At 59.4% G+C, this 17,716-nt stretch carries 18 protein-coding genes and 1 pseudogene; 10 read left to right on the plus strand and 9 right to left on the minus strand.

Annotation, left to right across the window (positions count from 1 at the left end; translation table 11 throughout):
• Positions 1–131 precede the first annotated feature (131 nt).
• The 6 genes from thiC to thiH are packed head-to-tail and all read left to right on the plus strand — an operon-like array spanning position 132 to position 6,715.
• Positions 132–2,123, plus strand: coding sequence for a phosphomethylpyrimidine synthase ThiC (gene thiC / locus G5533_RS10280; RefSeq protein ID WP_421314033.1), 1,992 nt, complete (start codon positions 132–134; stop codon positions 2,121–2,123).
• On the plus strand, positions 2,120–3,736 hold the full coding sequence (gene thiE / locus G5533_RS10285; protein ID WP_441254755.1) for a thiamine phosphate synthase: 1,617 nt from the start codon (positions 2,120–2,122) through the stop codon (positions 3,734–3,736). The genes thiC and thiE overlap by 4 nt, the downstream gene beginning before the upstream one ends.
• Entirely contained in the window at positions 3,726–4,502 is a 777-nt protein-coding gene (locus tag G5533_RS10290; RefSeq protein WP_441254756.1) for a HesA/MoeB/ThiF family protein, read from the plus strand. The genes thiE and G5533_RS10290 overlap by 11 nt, the downstream gene beginning before the upstream one ends.
• Entirely contained in the window at positions 4,499–4,705 is a 207-nt protein-coding gene (gene thiS / locus G5533_RS10295) for a sulfur carrier protein ThiS (RefSeq protein WP_167573687.1), read from the plus strand. Before G5533_RS10290 ends, thiS begins: the two co-directional genes overlap by 4 nt.
• Position 4,706: 1 nt before the next feature.
• Positions 4,707–5,474 (plus strand): thiazole synthase, encoded by a 768-nt coding sequence (locus tag G5533_RS10300; RefSeq protein WP_024945667.1) that lies wholly within the window; start codon positions 4,707–4,709, stop codon positions 5,472–5,474.
• Between the two features lie 20 nt (positions 5,475–5,494).
• The gene (thiH, locus tag G5533_RS10305) at positions 5,495–6,715 is read left to right on the plus strand and encodes a 2-iminoacetate synthase ThiH (RefSeq protein WP_441254766.1); all 1,221 of its coding nucleotides are present in this window, start codon (positions 5,495–5,497) and stop codon (positions 6,713–6,715) included.
• A 559-nt stretch (positions 6,716–7,274) separates the two neighbouring features.
• On the opposite strand, the gene G5533_RS10310 is transcribed toward thiH, so the two are convergent.
• From G5533_RS10310 to G5533_RS10325, 4 genes and pseudogenes are all read right to left on the minus strand, one after another.
• Positions 7,275–8,144 carry an SIR2 family protein gene (locus G5533_RS10310; protein ID WP_429208619.1) on the minus strand — a complete coding sequence of 290 codons (870 nt, stop codon included), beginning with the start codon at positions 8,142–8,144 and terminating at the stop codon, positions 7,275–7,277.
• Complete coding sequence (locus G5533_RS10315) at positions 8,141–9,133, minus strand: ParA family protein (protein ID WP_441254757.1); 993 nt, start codon at positions 9,131–9,133, stop codon at positions 8,141–8,143. The genes G5533_RS10310 and G5533_RS10315 overlap by 4 nt, the downstream gene beginning before the upstream one ends.
• 258 nt (positions 9,134–9,391) lie before the next feature.
• A pseudogene (locus G5533_RS10320) lies at positions 9,392–9,574 on the minus strand (GNAT family N-acetyltransferase); the annotation flags it as partial.
• Complete coding sequence (locus G5533_RS10325) at positions 9,574–9,990, minus strand: GNAT family N-acetyltransferase (protein WP_441254758.1); 417 nt, start codon at positions 9,988–9,990, stop codon at positions 9,574–9,576. The pseudogene G5533_RS10320 and the gene G5533_RS10325, both read right to left, overlap by 1 nt.
• Positions 9,991–10,276: 286 nt before the next feature.
• On the opposite strand from G5533_RS10325, the gene G5533_RS10330 reads away from it, so the two are divergent.
• The gene (locus tag G5533_RS10330; RefSeq protein ID WP_106844168.1) at positions 10,277–10,858 is read left to right on the plus strand and encodes a penicillin-binding protein activator LpoB; all 582 of its coding nucleotides are present in this window, start codon (positions 10,277–10,279) and stop codon (positions 10,856–10,858) included.
• An 89-nt stretch (positions 10,859–10,947) separates the two neighbouring features.
• Here G5533_RS10330 and G5533_RS10335 read toward each other — a convergent pair whose 3' ends face one another.
• Complete coding sequence (locus tag G5533_RS10335; protein WP_441254759.1) at positions 10,948–11,583, minus strand: Vat family streptogramin A O-acetyltransferase; 636 nt, start codon at positions 11,581–11,583, stop codon at positions 10,948–10,950.
• 23 nt (positions 11,584–11,606) lie between these two features.
• Complete coding sequence (locus G5533_RS10340) at positions 11,607–11,924, minus strand: DUF6968 family protein (RefSeq protein ID WP_058056329.1); 318 nt, start codon at positions 11,922–11,924, stop codon at positions 11,607–11,609.
• A gap of 349 nt (positions 11,925–12,273) precedes the next feature.
• Here G5533_RS10340 and G5533_RS10345 point away from each other — a divergent pair, with 349 nt between their 5' ends.
• Positions 12,274–13,164, plus strand: coding sequence for a sensor domain-containing diguanylate cyclase (locus G5533_RS10345; RefSeq protein ID WP_159158084.1), 891 nt, complete (start codon positions 12,274–12,276; stop codon positions 13,162–13,164).
• Between the two features lie 152 nt (positions 13,165–13,316).
• On the opposite strand, the gene G5533_RS10350 is transcribed toward G5533_RS10345, so the two are convergent.
• The gene (locus G5533_RS10350; protein ID WP_421257787.1) at positions 13,317–13,571 is read right to left on the minus strand and encodes a hypothetical protein; all 255 of its coding nucleotides are present in this window, start codon (positions 13,569–13,571) and stop codon (positions 13,317–13,319) included.
• 64 nt (positions 13,572–13,635) lie between these two features.
• Here G5533_RS10350 and G5533_RS10355 point away from each other — a divergent pair, with 64 nt between their 5' ends.
• A complete protein-coding gene (locus G5533_RS10355) occupies positions 13,636–14,910 on the plus strand; it encodes an amino acid permease (protein ID WP_421257786.1) in 1,275 nt (424 codons plus the stop codon).
• A gap of 66 nt (positions 14,911–14,976) precedes the next feature.
• Here G5533_RS10355 and G5533_RS10360 read toward each other — a convergent pair whose 3' ends face one another.
• A complete protein-coding gene (locus G5533_RS10360) occupies positions 14,977–15,615 on the minus strand; it encodes an exopolysaccharide biosynthesis protein (RefSeq protein WP_421255090.1) in 639 nt (212 codons plus the stop codon).
• Between the two features lie 248 nt (positions 15,616–15,863).
• Here G5533_RS10360 and G5533_RS10365 point away from each other — a divergent pair, with 248 nt between their 5' ends.
• Positions 15,864–16,487, plus strand: a complete 624-nt coding sequence (locus G5533_RS10365) for an outer membrane beta-barrel protein (protein ID WP_441254767.1) — start codon at positions 15,864–15,866, stop codon at positions 16,485–16,487.
• 91 nt (positions 16,488–16,578) lie between these two features.
• On the opposite strand, the gene G5533_RS10370 is transcribed toward G5533_RS10365, so the two are convergent.
• Complete coding sequence (locus tag G5533_RS10370) at positions 16,579–17,502, minus strand: GGDEF domain-containing protein (protein WP_216979592.1); 924 nt, start codon at positions 17,500–17,502, stop codon at positions 16,579–16,581.
• Positions 17,503–17,716 lie beyond the last annotated feature (214 nt).

The following is a 17,716-nucleotide window of genomic DNA, read 5'->3' on the forward strand; positions in this document are numbered from 1 at the left end:
GAACAGCAGCGCGGAGATCTATCCCGCGCGCACTCCCTCCCGAGATAAACACCCCGCCGCAAGTTCATCTTCTCCTCGAACTCCAGACAAGCAAACACCCATAACTTCAACCAGTTAATGTGAGTTTTGCTATGTCTACTTCTGTATCTGATACCGCCAAATCCAGCCGCCGCGAGCAGCGCTCCAGCGCTCAGGCCTTTATCGACAGCCTCAAAGGGATGGCTCATCCCAACTCCCGTCGCATCTTTATCGAAGGCTCCCGCCCCGATATTCGTGTCCCGCTGCGGGAGATCCAGCTGGCCGACACCTTCGTCGGCGGCACCAAAGAAGACCCCCGGTTCGAGCCCAACGAGCCGGTGCCGGTCTATGACACCTCGGGCCGTTACGGGGAGGAGGGGGTCGCCATCGACGTGCGCCGCGGCCTGCCGCGCCTGCGGGAAAACTGGGTGCTGGAGCGCGATGACACCGACGAACTGCCGGGGCTCAGCTCCACCTTCACTCAGGAGCGGCTGGCCGACGAGGGGCTGGATCATCTGCGCTTCGAGCATCTGCCGAAACCGCGCCGCGCCAAGCCGGGCCGCCGGGTCACCCAGCTCCACTACGCCCGTGCCGGCATCGTCACCCCCGAGATGGAATTTATCGCCATTCGCGAGAACATGGGGCGCGAGCGGGTGCGCTCCGAGCTCCTGCGCACCCAGCATCCGGGCCGCGATTTCGGTGCCCGTCTGCCCCAGAACATCACCCCTGAATTCGTGCGCGATGAGGTGGCCGCCGGCCGCGCCATCATCCCCAGCAACATCAACCACCCGGAAGCGGAGCCGATGATCATCGGCCGCAATTTTCTGGTGAAGATCAACGCCAACATCGGCAACTCGGCGGTCACCTCCAGCATCGAAGAGGAGGTAGAGAAGCTGGTCTGGTCCACCCGCTGGGGCGCCGACACAGTGATGGATCTCTCCACCGGTCGCTATATCCACGAGACCCGCGAGTGGATCCTGCGCAACAGCCCGGTGCCCATCGGCACCGTGCCCATCTATCAGGCGCTGGAGAAGACCAACGGCATCGCCGAAGAGCTCACCTGGGAGCTGTTCCGCGACACCCTGCTGGAGCAGGCCGAGCAGGGGGTGGACTACTTCACCATCCACGCCGGCGTCTTGCTGCGCTTCGTGCCGATGACCGCCAAGCGCCTCACCGGCATCGTGTCGCGCGGCGGCAGCATCATGGCCAAGTGGTGCCTCTCCCACCACAAGGAGAACTTCCTCTACCAGCACTTCCGCGAAATCTGCGAGATCTGCGCCGCCTATGACGTGGCCCTGTCCCTTGGTGACGGTCTGCGCCCGGGCTCCGTCTATGACGCCAACGATGAGGCCCAGTTCGCCGAGCTGCGCACTCTGGGCGAGCTGACCAAGATCGCGTGGGAATACGACGTGCAAGTGATGATCGAGGGGCCGGGTCATGTGCCGATGCACATGATCGAGCGCAACATGACCGAGCAACTGGAGCACTGCCACGAGGCGCCTTTCTATACGCTCGGCCCGCTCACCACCGATATCGCACCGGGTTACGATCACTTCACCTCCGGCATTGGCGCCGCGCTGATCGGCTGGTACGGCTGCGCCATGCTCTGCTACGTCACCCCCAAGGAGCATCTGGGGCTGCCCAACAAGGAGGATGTGAAGCAGGGGCTGATTACCTACAAGATCGCCGCCCACGCCGCCGATCTGGCCAAGGGGCATCCGGGTGCCCAGATCCGCGACAACGCCATGTCCAAGGCGCGTTTCGAGTTCCGCTGGGAGGATCAGTTCAACTTGGCGCTGGATCCCGACACCGCCCGTGCCTACCACGACGAGACCCTGCCGCAGGAGTCCGGCAAGGTGGCCCACTTCTGCTCCATGTGCGGGCCCAAGTTCTGCTCCATGAAGATCACCCAGGACGTGCGTGACTATGCGGCGAAGCTTGAAGCCGTTGAGATCAAGCTGGTCGGCATGGATGGCCAGCAGGAGCAGGTAGTGGCTCAGGTGGAGAGCGGCATGGCCCGCATGGCTGAGACTTTCAAGGAGACCGGCGGCGAGATCTATCATCAGGCAGCGGCGCTGAAACAGGCCGCAGGGGAGGAGGCGTGAGCAGCGCAAGCGGGGCTGTCAGCCCCGCCGATCTGTCGCCCGTGACGGACTCTCGCCCAGTTGTCTGGACCATCGCCGGTTCAGACTCCGGCGGCGGTGCAGGTATTCAGGCCGACTTGCACACATTGCACGACCTTGGCGTGCACGGTTGCTCGGTTATCTCCGCCATCACCGCCCAGAACTCGGTGGCGGTGAAGATGGTTGACCCCGTGCTGATGCAGACCTTCACCGCCCAGATCGATGCCCTCGGCGTCGATCTGCCGCCCGCCGCCATCAAGATCGGTCTGCTGCCGACCCGGCTCCACGTCGAGGTGTTGGCTCGCCGACTGGCAACTATCGAGGCACCCTTCGTGGTCTACGACCCGGTGGCCATCGCCAGCACCGGCACCCCGATGGCGGAGCCCAATATGCTGGAGGCGGTGCGCGAACAGCTGCTGCCACGTCTGTCGCTTATTACCCCCAACGGCCCCGAGCTGGAAGCCCTGACCGGACTGCCGGTCAGCAGCCCCGAACTGGAGCGCCTTGCCGCCCGCCGCCTGCGTGAACTCGGCGCTCGCGCCGTGCTGGTCAAGGGGGGTCATCTTGAGTGGAGCGGCGAGCTGTGTCTGGACTACTACCAGGATGAGACCCGCGAATTCTGGCTGGCAGCGCCGCGCCTCGATACCCGCCACGGCCACGGCACCGGCTGCTGCTACGCCAGCGCCATCGCCGCCGTGGTGGCGCAGGATTATCCGGTAGAGGATGCCATCACCCTCGCTCGTGCCTACCTGCAACAGGGCTTGGCGGCGGCGCAAGGAGTGGGCGCGGGCCCCGGCCCCATCGCCCATCTCGGTTGGCCCGCCGATCTGGCTCACTTCCCCCGCGCCGTATTGGCGGGGTCAACCCTCGATCGCCGCTTCGGACTTTATGAGACAAGCAGTGCCCGCCTGCCGCAGGGCCCCTTCGCGCCGACCGAACACAACCTCGGTCTCTATCCGGTGGTCGATTCGGTCAAGTGGCTGCGCCGCCTGCTGGGGCAGGGGGTCAAGACCATCCAGCTGCGGATCAAGAATCTGCCCGCCGCTCAGGTAGCACCGGCCATTCGCGATGCGGTTGAGCTTGGTCGCCGCCATGGGGCGCGGCTCTTTATCAACGACTACTGGCAGCAGGCCATCGAGGCGGGCGCCTGGGGCGTGCATCTGGGGCAGGAGGATATGGAAACCGCCGATCTCGCCGCCATTCAGGCGGCCGGGCTGCGCCTTGGCATCTCCACCCACGGCTACTTCGAGTTGATGCGGGCCCGCGAGCTGGCCCCCTCCTATATCGCGCTGGGCCATATCTTCCCGACCAACACCAAGGCGATGCCCTCACGCCCGCAGGGGCTGGTGCGGCTGCATCGCTACCGCGCCCTGATGGCGGAGTGGCCGACGGTGGCCATCGGCGGCATCAGCGAGGAGCGGGTGGCGGCGGTCAAGGCAAGCGGAGTCGGCAGTATCGCGCTGGTCTCGGCCATCACCGCCAGTGACGACTGGCAGGGGGCGACCGAGCGGCTGCTTGCTGCCGTGGGGGCAGGGGATGAGCCGCGCTCGGCGCAGCTCATGACCGACATGCAGGAGGTGGAACATGCTCTCTGATGCGGAATACCTCAGATATGGCCGCCAGCTGATGCTGGCGGAAGTGGGTGAAGAAGGGCAGGCACGGCTCAAGGATAAATCCGTGCTGATCGTGGGCTTGGGCGGGCTTGGCTCACCGCTCGCCCTCTATCTGGCGGGGGCCGGGGTGGGTACCTTGTGGTTGGCCGATGGTGATACGGTGGATTCCAGCAACTTGCCGCGCCAGATCCTGTTCGATAGCGAGGCGGTCAACCACTCCAAGGCGGAGCTGGCCCGCGAGCGCTTGGCCGCCCACAACCCGCTGGTGGAGCTGATTGCCATCAACCAGCGGCTCGATGCCGCCAGCCTGCCGGAGTTTGTGGCCGAGGTTGATCTGGTGATCGACTGCTGTGACAACCTCGCCACCCGCCAGGCCATCAACGTCGCCTGCGTGGCTCAGGGCAAGCCCTGGCTCTCCGCCGCCGCAGTGGGCTGGCAGGGGCAGCTGATGGCGCGCACCAGCAGCGATCACGCCTGCTACGCCTGCCTCTATCCGCGGGATACCAAGCTCGCCCAGAGCTGCGAGACCAGCGGCGTCACCGGCCCGCTGGTCGGAGTGATGGGCTCTTTGCAGGCGCTAGAGGCATTGAAACTGCTGCTCGGGATGCCGAGCCCGGTCGCTGGCACATTGCGCCGCTTCGATGCTTTGACCCATCAGTGGCAGACCCTCACTCTGGCTCCCGATCCCGATTGCCCGGTCTGCGGACAGCGCCGATGCCCGACACACGATAAGGAGATCACCCCATGACCCTCACCATCCGACTCAACGATAAAGCCCAACCGCTGGCGGCAGGGCAGAGCGTGGCCGACCTGCTGGCTGCACAGGGGGTTAATCCCCAAGGGGTGGCTGTGGCCCTTAACGGCGCCGTGCTGCCCCGTGGCCGCTGGGCCGAGACCCGTCTTAATGACGGGGATGAAATTCACCTCTTTACCGCCATTGCGGGAGGCTGACATGCTGAAAATTGCCGATCACACCTTCTCATCGCGTCTCTTTACCGGCACCGGCAAGTTTGCCCGTCCGGATCTGATGGCCGCCGCCATCGAGGCGAGTGGCTCCCAGCTGGTCACCATGGCCATCAAGCGGCTCGAACCGGGCAAGGCCCACGACGATATCCTGAGCCCCTTGCTGCAACTCGGGGTCAAGCTCTTGCCCAACACCTCCGGCGCCAAGACTGCCGCCGAGGCGGTGTTTGCCGCCCACCTCGCTCGCGAGGCGCTGGGGACGAACTGGTTGAAGCTGGAGATCCACCCCGATCCGCGCTATCTGTTGCCCGATCCCATCGAGACACTGAAAGCCGCCGAGCAATTGGTGAAAGAGGGCTTTGTGGTGCTGCCCTACTGCGGCGCCGACCCCGTGCTCTGCAAGCGGCTGGAAGAGGTGGGCTGCGCCGCCGTGATGCCGCTCGGCGCGCCGATTGGTTCGAATCAGGGGCTGGTAACCCGGGAGTTTCTCTCCATCATCGTCGAGCAGGCCAATGTGCCTGTGGTGGTGGATGCGGGGATCGGTGCGCCGAGCCACGCCGCCGCCGCCTTTGAGCTGGGTGCCGACGCCGTGCTGGTCAACACCGCCATTGCGGTGAGCGGCGACCCGGTCGCCATGGGCCGCGCCTTTGCGCTGGCCTGCACCGCCGGTCGCAGCGCTTATGAAGCTGGCCTTGGCGCCCGCGCCCTGCAGGCCCAAGCCTCCAGCCCGCTCACCGATTTTCTGGGGGCGTTATGAGTCATGAAACAGGGGCGACCATGAACATCTCCCCCTTGCCTCAAGGGCAGCCAGAGGTTTGCCCCCCTCTCCCTCTGGGAGAGGGGCTGGGGGTGAGGGCGCCGGGGGGGAGGGCTAAGGAGCCAACCTTTCTCGACCGTTGGCAGGAGCTGGAGTGGGACGATATCGGCATGCAGATCCGCGCCAAGACCGCCGCCGATGTAGAGCCGGCGCTGGGTTCACCCCGCCGTACCTTGGCCGATTTTATGGCGCTGATCTCCCCAGCCGCCGAGGCGTTTTTACCGCAGATGGCTGCCGAGGCCGAGCGGCTGACCCGCCAGCGTTTTGGCAACACCATCGGCTTTTATGTGCCGCTCTATCTGTCGAATCTGTGCGCCAACGACTGCACCTACTGCGGCTTCTCCATGAGCAACCGCCTCAAGCGCAAGACCTTGAATGCAGAGGAGATAGAGCGCGAGTGTCTGGCCATCAAGGCGCGCGGTTTCGACAGCGTGCTGCTGGTGACCGGCGAGCACGAGCACAAGGTGGGGCTCGCCTATTTTCGCGAGGTGATGCCCATCATCCGCCGCCACTTCAGCACGGTGGGGATGGAGGTGCAGCCCCTCTCGCAGGCCGACTATGCCGAGCTGAAGAGCCTCGGCCTCGACGCCGTCATGGTCTATCAGGAGACCTACCACGCCCCCACCTACGCCCGCCATCACCTGCGCGGCAACAAGCGGGATATCGTGTGGCGCCTCGCGACGCCGGATCGGCTGGGCCGCGCCGGTATCGACAAGATAGGGTTGGGGGCACTGATCGGCCTCTCCTCGGACTGGCGCGCCGACAGCTACTTTGTTGCCGAGCATCTGAGCTGGCTTGAGCGCCACCACTGGCAGAGCCGCTACTCGCTCTCCTTCCCGCGCCTGCGCCCCTGCACCGGCGCTCTGGAGCCTGCCGTGGTCATGTCGGATCGCCAGCTGGCCCAGCTTATCTGCGCCTGGCGCCTCTTCTCGCCCACGCTGGACTTGTCCCTCTCGACCCGCGAGTCGGCCACCTTTCGCAACGGCGCGGTGCGCCTTGGCATCACCCAGATGTCCGCCGAGTCGCGCACCCAGCCGGGGGGCTATGCCGAGGGGGATAAAGAGGAGCTGGAGCAGTTCGCCATCCACGACGACCGCCCGGTGGGGGAAGTGGCGGCTGCCGTGCGACAGGCGGGGTTGCAGCCGGTGTTCAAGGACTGGGAGCCATTCTTGGGCCGATAGGGGCGGCCACGCCCCCCTTTGCCGGTGGCATCACGGCGTTCAGCCAGACTCCGTGCCTGTGGCGAGCAGGCACGGCCTTACCGTGCAATCGTAGGGTCGATTAGCCGGTAGGCGTAATCGTCCGTTCCGAAGTATGGCGTTGGCGGCAGGAGCCGTTGTGTGGTGGCACGGCTTCGCCGTGCAGGACGCGAGGCCGCTGGCCTCGAAGGGGTTTCGCCCGCCCCTCGGGCCGGGGCGAGTGACTTTGGAAAGACCCAAAGTCACCAAAGGTCTTCTCCCCCGCTTATTCGCCCGACTTCGTCGGGTTCCTTCGGCTCACCTGCTTGTCCGACGGCACGCGCCGACGGGCCATCCATGGCCCGGCGCCGCTCGCTCGACATCCTGTCTCGCGGCCTGGACAAGTGGGCTCGCCTCAGCGAATAAGAGGGGGAACCAAAACCGTGTCCGCCATAACTCAGGGGAATCGTAGGTGAAATACGCGGAGCGCATTGCACCGCTTATTTTCACCTCGAATATAGAGGTGCAATTCACTTCGTTCATTGCACCCTACGGTACTTGATCACCACCTTAACGTCTCTTTTAAATTCTCCACTCTATATTGTTCAACTTTTTCTACTAGCTGTTCAAGTGAGTCAGTGAGTTCTGCATGGCCATTTTCAGGTGAGTAATGTAGAAATTTTACACGCATTGCTTTAGATGAGATGTTTAATAAATCTTCATGAACCTCACCTTGTGGCAAAGTCATGTAATGATAAGGCATCCGGCCATGTGCAAATTGAATGTCTTCAAATAACATTCTTATATCTGGATCATCTGTTCCACAACCAAGAAATAAAAAAGTGTGTGTCAATGCCAGAGATTTCAAAATCTCATAGAATAATACATATTTAGTTCTGGCTTCAGCATAGTCCCTACGAGTAAAAATTATATTTTGTGGGTCATTGGCTGAACCGTGAGTTTTAAGTAAAAGTCTAGTTCCTCCACCATTTAAATAATTTGCAATATCATTGCTAGTATGGTTTTTTGTTATTATCGTTCCAGCCGAAACGCCGAGGGCATAGGAGTCGTAGATTGTATCAAAGTTGGGGCTTGCAACGATTGAAGCATCGAGATTGTATATGTGTTCATGAATTTTTGCATGCCTGTATCCTGCACGTTGGTACTCGTTTTGAACTCTATCGATAAAAACATCAAATGTTAGTTTTTCTTTAATTACTTCGCATGCACTCAAGTAATCTTTTTGAGCTAGCAATGTGTTTATACATGTTTTATCTTCTATTTCATCTAAACAAGCTTTTAGAAATTCCTCCCATGTAGAAGGTCTCTTTCCAACACTGTTGACTGCATTTTTTGATACACCAGCGCCAATCATAATAACACTTCGGCGGCGGGCTAGAGAATCAATTAAAGGTTCTGGCCAGGCTATCATTTCTCAACACGCTCCAAGAGATTAGCAGCTATTTTATGGAAAAATTCTGCTGCTTCAGATACACGTGTATATTGTGAACCAACAATGCCATCTCTTGCAGATAACTCAAAAATAGGTGCGTGGGCTTGTTGAGATAAAGGGACGACGCTACTCAATGTTGGTATTTCACCTAAATTTAGGTCATCAATATCCGAATCAAAAAAAGAGCAAAGTTCGACTAGTTCATCTTTTTGCTTTGTAATTATCCTTTCAAAGGCGGCAACTGGTTCACGTATTCCAGCTTTGCTCTTTGCCTTGTATTGTTGCATTACATAGCCGGCAAAGTTAAGATTCCATTCGACTGGTTTATCTGCGATATTAAAACTATTCCCTTCTTCAAGGATATACTTTTTTATCGCATCTGATAGGGCTGACTGCCAAGTTTTGAATGATTTCATTATATTTTCGACAGCCATCATGCTAAAGATATCTACAGACAGCGGCATCAAAAAGCTATCAACGCCAAGGAGAACAGCTCTATTCAATGCCCCAAGGGATGGCCCCATGTCAATCATTATTATGTCATATGTGTCCAACCTGGAAATAAGCTCTTTGAATACATATGTTGTCTGAAAACCACGATGCTCTCCATTTCGTGTCGCTGCCCAGTCTGTAGCTAACAGATCTTCTCGAATGGACAGCTTAGGGTTTCCAACAATTAGATCAACTTTAAACCGTTCGCTATGTACTATCTCTGGCATTTGTTGAGGATAACCCTGACCCCTTCGTACTGGGTCGAAGAATGAATCAATACTATAAAAATTATTATCTAGGAAAATTTGTTCAAGGTGATCCTCTCCAAGAAGATAAGCTGACGCATTACATTGAGGATCTGCATCGATAACTAGGACTTTTTTCTTAAACTGAATGGCTAAAGACGCTGCAACGTTACACAAAAGGGTCGTTTTACCAACGCCGCCTTTGTTATTGAAAAAACCAATACTTTTCACAGTAAACCCACCATTACATTAACGTATTTGGGGAAGATATTGCGTTCCATATGCAACACAATCAAGAAAAATCATAACCTGTTAGATAGTTTACAGCGGCCAAGAGGGGGGCTGAAGCGTTTTACCTAGATAATGTGATGTGTCATGGTTTGGTCAAGTGCTGAATTCTAGGACACCAACCTATTTGATAGAAACCAGTTGGCTGCTTGGTTTGATGAGTACAGTCCAAAGATTACGATGGTCATTGCCCGTTTACTTTATATTGCCGTAGCTAGTTGGCGACAGCAGGTTGATACCGGCGCTACCCAAGAGCTGACCGGTGGCTGCGTAGAAGAGGCCCATATCGTAGGCTCGTCCTGCCGCGCGGGCAAACTTGTCGGCATCGCCCGCTTCGAACGGGCGGATCACGAGCTGAGCGTTGGCAAGGCGCGGGAGTGTCATCACTTATCCTGCTTTTTCAGGAAGTAACTGATATGCCCCGGCGGCATATCGGGCAGCTGGCCAAAGACCTCGTAACCCTGCTTCTGGTAGAAGGGGAGAGCCTGAAAACTGGTGGTTTCCAGATGGTAGTTGCTGATGCCTTTGCTTTGGGCGTACTGCTCCATGGCGCCCAGCAGGCGGCCGCCCCAGCCATCGCGGCGGATGCTTTCGTCGATCCAGAGCCAGTCGACGTGCAGCCAGCCCCACTTGATGTCGGCGATGATGCCGCCGTGTACCTTGCCCTCTTTATCCTTGATAAAGCTGGCGATCCGCTCGCGCAGATGGGTACCGGCGTGATCCTTGTTGTAGCCCGAGAGACCAATGCGCAGGGCTTCGATCTCATCGTCCTGAGGCGGTTGGGGTGGGGTGAGTTGCATAGTGCTTCCTGCTTGAGTGTGATGATCTCTGTCGGGTTCCGGCGTGTTGTGCGCCGGGCTTACCGCTGCGTTACTGTTGATGTTTTACCGACACTACCCTAACGGAATCGGGTGGAGCCGTGCCAGCTTTTTATGGGCCCAGGTTCGCCAGTCTCTGTCGCCCTGTGGTGGTGGGCGTATCGACCCCGCCGGGGTTTGTCCCTAGCATAAGGAGGATGCGGGGCAGGGGCTCCGCCATGCGGGCATGTGTTGATGCCCGTTTACGGATTTCTGGCGGAGAGAAAAGATGAAGCTGCGTTCCTTGTTGATGGTGGGGGCCCTGCTGCTGGGCGGTTGTGCGGTCAATCCCTACGGTGGTACTCAGGCTCCTGTCAGTGAACCCGATCAGCCAGTGAGCCAGCCGGACAAGCCGGTGACCAAACCGGATAGCGGGGACGTTCAGCCCAAGCCGGTGGCGCCGACCGGACTGGCGCAGGCCATGGCCGATCTCTTTGTGCAGGCCCCCGAGGTGCGGGAGCTGGCGCAAACCGGTCAGCCGGTGCTGCTGCTCACCCCGCCCCAGAACGGCACCGGCGAGCCGGTGGACACCCGCGCCATGGCGGCGGCCATGAGCAAGCTCATCCAGAGCAAGAGCGGTTTTCACTTTGTCGACCAAGGGCAGGTGGCAGCCATCACCGGCCAGCTTGAGTATCAGCAGGGCAGGATGAACCCGGCCTCCCTTGTGCGGCTTGGCCGTCAGACCGGCGCCGGCTACATGCTCTACGGGGATCTGGTGACAGAGGGGAGCCGTTATCGGTTGTCGATGACCCTGATGGAGCTGCGCAGCGGCGAGCTGATCTGGAGCGGTAGTCGCTCCGCCAGCCACTGAGCGGTCTGCGACCAATCAAAAAGAGGGTTGAGTGCCTGTGCGCTCAACCCTCTTCTCATTTCTGGCCCTATGCCTGATGGGGCTTGTCTCTAGCGGATTGCCGCTTCCAGCGCGGCTATCTCGCCGCCGCTGATAAGCGGCAGGTTACGGCTGATCTGCTCCACCGGCCAGTCCCACCAGGCGATGGCGTTGAGACGGGCTATGGTGTCGTCGTCGAAGCGGTAGCGGATCATCCTGGCGGGATTGCCGCCGACCACGGCGTAGGCGGGCACGTCACCGGTGACCACGGAGCGGGCGGCGATAATGGCGCCGTTGCCGACCTTTACCCCCGGCATGATCAGAGCCTCATAGCCAATCCAGACATCGTTGCCGATGACGGTATCCCCCTTGTAGGGGAGGCTGCCCGGGGCGGGGGCGGCGCTCTCCCAACCGTTGCCGAAGATAAAGAAGGGGTAGGTGGAGAAGCCGGAGGTCTGGTGGTTGGCGCCGTTCATGATGAACTTCACCCCGCGGGCGATGGCGCAGAACTTGCCGATGATGAGCTTGTCGCCGATGAAGGGGAAGTGGTAGAGGACGTTGCGCTCGAAGCCCGCCGAATCCTCCGGGTCGTCGTAATAGGTGTAGTCACCCACCTCGATATTGGGCCCCTTGATGGTGTTCTTGATAAAACACACCTGGGGGAAGCCATTCATGGGGTGGGGATTGGCGGGGTCGGGTCCGTGCATCCGGGCTCCTAGGGTTGGCCGGGCTAGAGCGCCGGGAAGTAGCAGGCGCTCATGTCGATAGGGTGATCGGGGCAGCCTGGCAGATAGAATTGCCAGCCCGCATCGGAGAAGGCGCGCAGTTCAGTTTCGACAAACTTGATGGCGAGGCTCAGGGCCTGCAGGCTGTCGATGCCGTAGATAAAGGTTTTGTCGCTCAGCCCCGCCAGCTTCACCTTGCAGCGCCAGTCACCGCTGGCGGACTTGGGATCCGGCTCGGGGGCCTTGATGGCGATCTTGAGGGTGAGCTGTTCCCCTTCGGTACTGATAGCGTCGAAGCGGGCGGTAACGATGGCGTTTTTCATCTGGCGATTCCTTTTCCGTGGTACAGCCCCTGCGGTTGCTGGGGGCTGGCGTTCCTGATGGCTGATGAGGTGAAAACTGGACTCGTGACGGCCAGCGTAAATGAACTTGTGAGTTGAAACAATGAGATATCATTGAGCGAGGGAGGGGCCATCCGCCACTGCGAACGGTCGCAAGTCAGAGCGGCGGTGGGCGCAGGCAATCCTTGCTGGCCGAGACGTCTGCATGCTGCTAGATGTAAAGGATTGTTGGCTATGACGGCAGATTTTTCTCCGTTGCCGATGAGGGCGAGTGAGTCCTTTTAAGGCAGAATATCTCCCCCCTGTTTGACCCTAACGTACAGGAGTCTCCGTGGCGCTTTCGGTAACCCAGCTTTATGAAGTGATGGCCCAACTGCCAGATCCCATCTTCATCCTCAGTGAAGATGGTTATTACGTGGAATATATCGGCGGCATGGAGCAGCAATCCTATCACGATGGCAATCCGCTGGCGGGCAAGCAACTGGCCGATGTGCTGCCACCCGAGATGGCCATGTGGGTCAAGGCACAGGTTGCCGAGTCACTGGCGAGCGGTCAGGTGCGGGTGGTGGAGTATGAGCTATCAGCAGCCGAGGTGGGGGGGATCAATGCCGCCGTCGGGCCGCAGGGGGTACAACGCTTCGAGGGCAAGATTGCCCCGCTGCCCTCCCTCTATGACGGCAAGCGGGCGGTGGCCTGGGTGACTCGCAATATTACCCGCCAGTACGAGTTGCAGCAGCGACTGCAGCGCCAGAGCGAGACCGATCAGCTGACCGGTCTCTACAACCGCCGCTTCTTCTTCGAGCACTGCCAGCCGCTGCGGACAGGGGAGGCGCCCTGTGGCCTTATCATGCTCGACATCGATCACTTCAAGCAGATCAACGATCACTACGGCCATCAGCAGGGAGATCGGGCCTTGCAGCGATTCAGTGGCTGCATCGATGCCCTGTTGCGGGCGGACGATCTCTTTGTGCGCAGCGGCGGCGAGGAGTTTTTGATCCTGTTGCCACGGATCGATGAGGCCGGTTTGCTACAGATGGCGGAGCAGATCCGTGCCGCTGTCGAAGCATTGCCTGCCGATCCGGTCGCCATCACGGTCAGTCTGGGCACAACCCTGGTGCAGCCGGAGGAGGAGATCAATCAGGCGCTGGCCCGGGCCGACGAGTGGCTCTATCAGGCCAAGCGGGCAGGGCGCAACCGGGTGGCACACTGCCCGGCACGCTGAGCTGATTGGTCCTGTTATTGGCAGACATCACCTTTCCTTTTGCCATAAATAAATTGGCTGACATCACTGTCAATTAGTAGAAAAGTTGGCCGTATTATTTCACTGATATTCCACAGCTTAAGGTGTTAATATTATCGGCCTGATCGCTGGTCTTATTTGTGTTGTTGGGCAACAGCATGAGGTTTTATCGGTATGTTATCAAAAGGGTTTGGATCTGGTTCTGGATGACGAATGTGACACATTTCATTGTCTTTTGAAACAATCCGATTCAAACGGTCATGAATTATTAACCTTGACCAGGTTGGCGATTTCAACGATGGTAGCGTGGCAGCTCCGTTTCTCTCCGGTGGCTCTGTTGGCCGCTGGCGGCGTTGTTTTTTCATGTGCAGGGCGATATGCAACGACATATCTCCAGCCTGTTATTCGGGCCAATAAAAATAATGATGACAGACTAATAAGGTATATATTGCAATGAGTGTTTCTATTGCTGAAAAGAGTAACTCTGTTTCAAAATTGAAATGGGAGAAAAGCGATTCGGTATGGACCATGGGCCTATATGCCACTGCTGTCGGTGCCGGTACGTTATTTCTTCCTATTACTGTCGGCAGTAATTCCCCGGTTATTTTGCTGTTTATTTTATTGCTGGCTTTTCCGCTCTCTTATTATTCCCACCGGGCATTGAGCCGCTTTGTGCTCTCCAGCTCCCATAAGGAAGGGGATATCACCCATGTGGTGGAGGAGCACTTCGGTGCCAGGGCGGGCAAGCTGCTGATGCTGGTCTATCTGATGGCCTTCTACCCCATCATTCTGGTCTACAGCATCTCCATCACCAATGCGATCCAGAGCTTCGTGGTACATCAGCTGGGGGATGCCGAGCTTCCCCGCGGCTTGCTGGTGCTGGGGGTGATGCTGGGCCTGCATCTGGTGCTGCTGGCCGGCAAACAGATCGTGGTGTCGGCCATCAGCGTGCTGGCGCTGCCCATGGTCGCCTTTCTGATTGGCCTCTCGATCTATCTGCTGCCCCAGTGGAGCCTCTCCTATTTCACAGAGAGTCAGGCAGTGGAGTGGCGTGACCCGGCGTTCTGGAAATCCCTCTGGCTGATCGTGCCGGTGATGGTCTTCTCCTTCAGTCATGCGCCCATTATCTCCTCCTTCAGCGCGGCGCAGAAAAAGCGCTGTCAGGAGAGTGCCGACCTGCGTGCCAAGCGGATCATCAAGTACAGCAGCATGCTGATTTGCGGCAGCGTGCTCTTCTTCGTGGTGAGCTGCGTGATGAGCCTGAGTCAGGCCGAGATGGCGCTGGCCCGCACCGACAATATCTCCGTGCTGTCGGCGCTGGCGAACAAGTTTTCCAATCCGCTGATCGCCTATGTGGGGCCGCTTATCGCCATTCTGGCCATGTCCAAATCCTTCCTCGGCACCTCCATGGGGGTTAGCGAGGGGACGGTGAGCATGGTGAGCGGTGCCTGTCAGGGGCTGGGGCTCTCTCTCAAGGAGTCGACCATCGCCCGGGTGTCGTCGGTGATCCTGTTTATGGTGACCGCCCTCATCACCTATCTGAACCCCAATGTGCTCGACATCATCGAGCGCGTCAGTGGCCCGCTGATCGCGGTGATCCTGTTTCTGCTGCCGGCCTGCTCCATCTATCGCTTACCCGCACTCAAGCGTTATCGCGGGCCGAGTACCCTTTTTGTGTTGGTGATGGGGCTGCTTGCCATCTCGGCCCTTATCTACGATCTGCTTTGACCGGGCAGTATCCCGCACAAATCCAAAAGGGCGACCATCTGGTCGCCCTTTTTCTGTGCATCGGGGTTAGCCGAGCAGGCCGGTGGCGCTCTGGCCCGCCATCAGCAAGCCGATGGCCAGCACGCTGAACCAGACCAGGGTCGCACTTACCAGCAGATAGCCGCTGGCAACGAACAGACCGTCCCGCTGCAACATGCCGGTGCAGAGCAACAGGATGGCCCAAGCAGGCATGGCATTGGTGAAGGGGATGGCGCCCAGGGGTAGCATCAGCAGCAGGGCGGCCAGCATGATCAGCAGACCGTTGCAGCGGTTGACCGTGCTGCTGCCGGTCAGCACCAGCAGGCGCGGGCGGATAACGCGATCGACACGGGCCAGCAGATCCGCACCCTTGTGCAGGGTCGGCTTGAGCTGGTCGGCGGCGAAGCGGCGTTCCATCAGGATGGCGGGCAGCCAGGGCACCCGGTTGAGGGTGATGCCGATGCCGATAAAGAGGATCAGCAGACCAAACGGGGTGCTGACCCCGGGAATGGAGACCGGCAACAGAAAGGGGACGGTGAGCAGCACGCAAAACAGCAGCATGCCCTGTTCGCCCACCAGCTCCAGCATCTGGCGCAGGCTGATGTGGCTTTCGTCGATGGCGTGCGCGGTGGCCCGCAGGGTATCCGCGAGGGTGGTCTGGGGGTCGTGAAGTTGCGCGGCAACCATTCCCTGATGTCCTTCTGAGTGGTGATGACAGGTCCTTGTGACCCGCTTTGGCGCCAGCATACGTGGCAGAGGTTAACCGTCGATGAATGGTGGCGGGGAGTACGGCAAGGCCACAATGGTACTGCTTTGCCGCGCCATCGATGAGTGTGATCCCCCCCATGAAAGTGAACCGGTACAGCTGCCATTTAGGATGAGCGCAGGATGCCTCTGGTATGCTTTCTGCACAATCACACAGGGAGCAGGGGATGATGAAGAGAGCCGTGATAGCGATGATGGGGCTGTTGCTGCCACTCGGGCAGGTCTGGAGTAGTGAGGCAGCAACCACATCCGGTTGGCAGGTGACGCCGTTTTTCGGCTACAGCTCAGCCATCGACTTCGAGAAGAGTGACGAGGTGGTGCAGCCGGTCTCGCGCTCGGCCTCGCTCGATTCACTGCAGGGGCAGGGCTCCGGCAGTTGGGGTCTCTTTATCAGCAAGGAGGTGGATGATCCGGGCATGATCGAGCTGCTCTACAGCCATCAGTCCACCACCCTCTCTCCCGACCAGCCGGATCGCCTGACGGTGGACATCCTGCACTTTGCCGGTGCTCTGACCCTCTCTGACAACCTGATGGCGCCCTATATCGGCGCCGGGATCGGGGTGACCCGCTTTGCCGCTTACGACAGCGAGGTGACCCCTTCCATGTCGCTGGCGCTCGGGGTGCAACCGCGCCTCGCCGAGCATCTGGCGCTGCGGGCCGAGGTGCGCGGTTATGGCTCGCTGGTTAACGACAACAACCAGTTTCTCTGCAACCCGGAGCAGTGCGTGTTCAAGGTACGCGGGGAGCTGGTAACTCAGTGGCAGGCCAATATCGGTCTTACCTTCCGCTTTTAGGTGGGGGGATTTCCCCCCATAAAACAGGGGCCCCTGGGCCCCTGTTTCAGCAGCAATGTTCCGCAGTGACCGGCAATCAACCGGCAGCTCTTCACGCCTCTTTATTAGTCGGCGTCGCCCATACCGCGCAGTTTCTACCCGCCTCCTTGGCGCCATAAAGCGCCTGATCCACCCGTTTGAACAGCGAGACGGCCGGCTCCCCGGGCTCGCGGATCCCCATCCCCAGACTGACCGTCATGGTATGGGTCGGGTCGGGGGCTATGGTGCGGGTCGCAGTGAGCAGGGTGTTGGTCAGTTGCTGCAAATCGGCTTCGTGAGCGACGGGCAGCAGCAGGGCAAACTCTTCACCCCCGACACGGGCCGCCAGCGCACCCGGTGGGCAGTGCTGTTGCAACAGCTCGCCAAACTGCTGCAACACCCGATCCCCGATATCGTGGCCGTAGTTGTCATTGATCCGCTTGAAGTGATCCAGGTCCAGCAGGATGAGGGCATGGCAAACCCCTTGCTCCAGAAACAGCTGCTGATGAAAGTAGCGCCGGTTTGGCAGCTTGGTCAGATCGTCAAACAGCGCCTGCTCTCTGAGCCGGGTATTGATATGAAAGAGGTGGTGCATGGTGCTCAGGATGCCGATGCTGCTGAGCAGGATGCCGCTGGAGCGCAGCAGATCCTCGGCATAGATGGCGAGCCAGAGCGGCTGCGCCACCAGCTCATCCATGATGTCGGCGGTGGCCCCCATGATCCACAGCATCAGACCGCAGGAGAGCATGCGGTAGGTGTGGGTGGGCAGGTGGGCGCACTGCACCACCCAGAACAGGAACAGCATGGTGAGCCAGTTGATCACCTCGAAGCCAAAGCTGACGGCGTAAAAGCGCTCGTAGGGGAAGTGGGGCAGCAGCAACAGATGAAGGGTCATGATGGCCAGCATCAATCCCCCCAGCAACAAGATGTGGGAACGATGCTCCCGATCGAGCTGATGGTAGTGGGAGAGGCTGATATCGAGACGATCAAACTGCATGGTGTTCCTCGGATTGGGCCCGCCATCACGTTGCAAACAAGGCGCTGCGTAATGGTATGCCGTAGTCGGATAACAGAAACGGCTGGTCTGCCAGTGTAAACGAGTTGGCCCGCAGCGCGCGATATCGAGGGCTTCAGCTTGTGGGCTGGTTCAGGATTTGCGCATTTGTGGTGCGCCGGCCATGCCCTGCCCTGTGACAGGGCGGTTCAGTACC

This window comes from Aeromonas sp. A600620, from assembly GCF_029479985.1.
Lineage (GTDB): Bacteria > Pseudomonadota > Gammaproteobacteria > Enterobacterales > Aeromonadaceae > Aeromonas > Aeromonas veronii_A.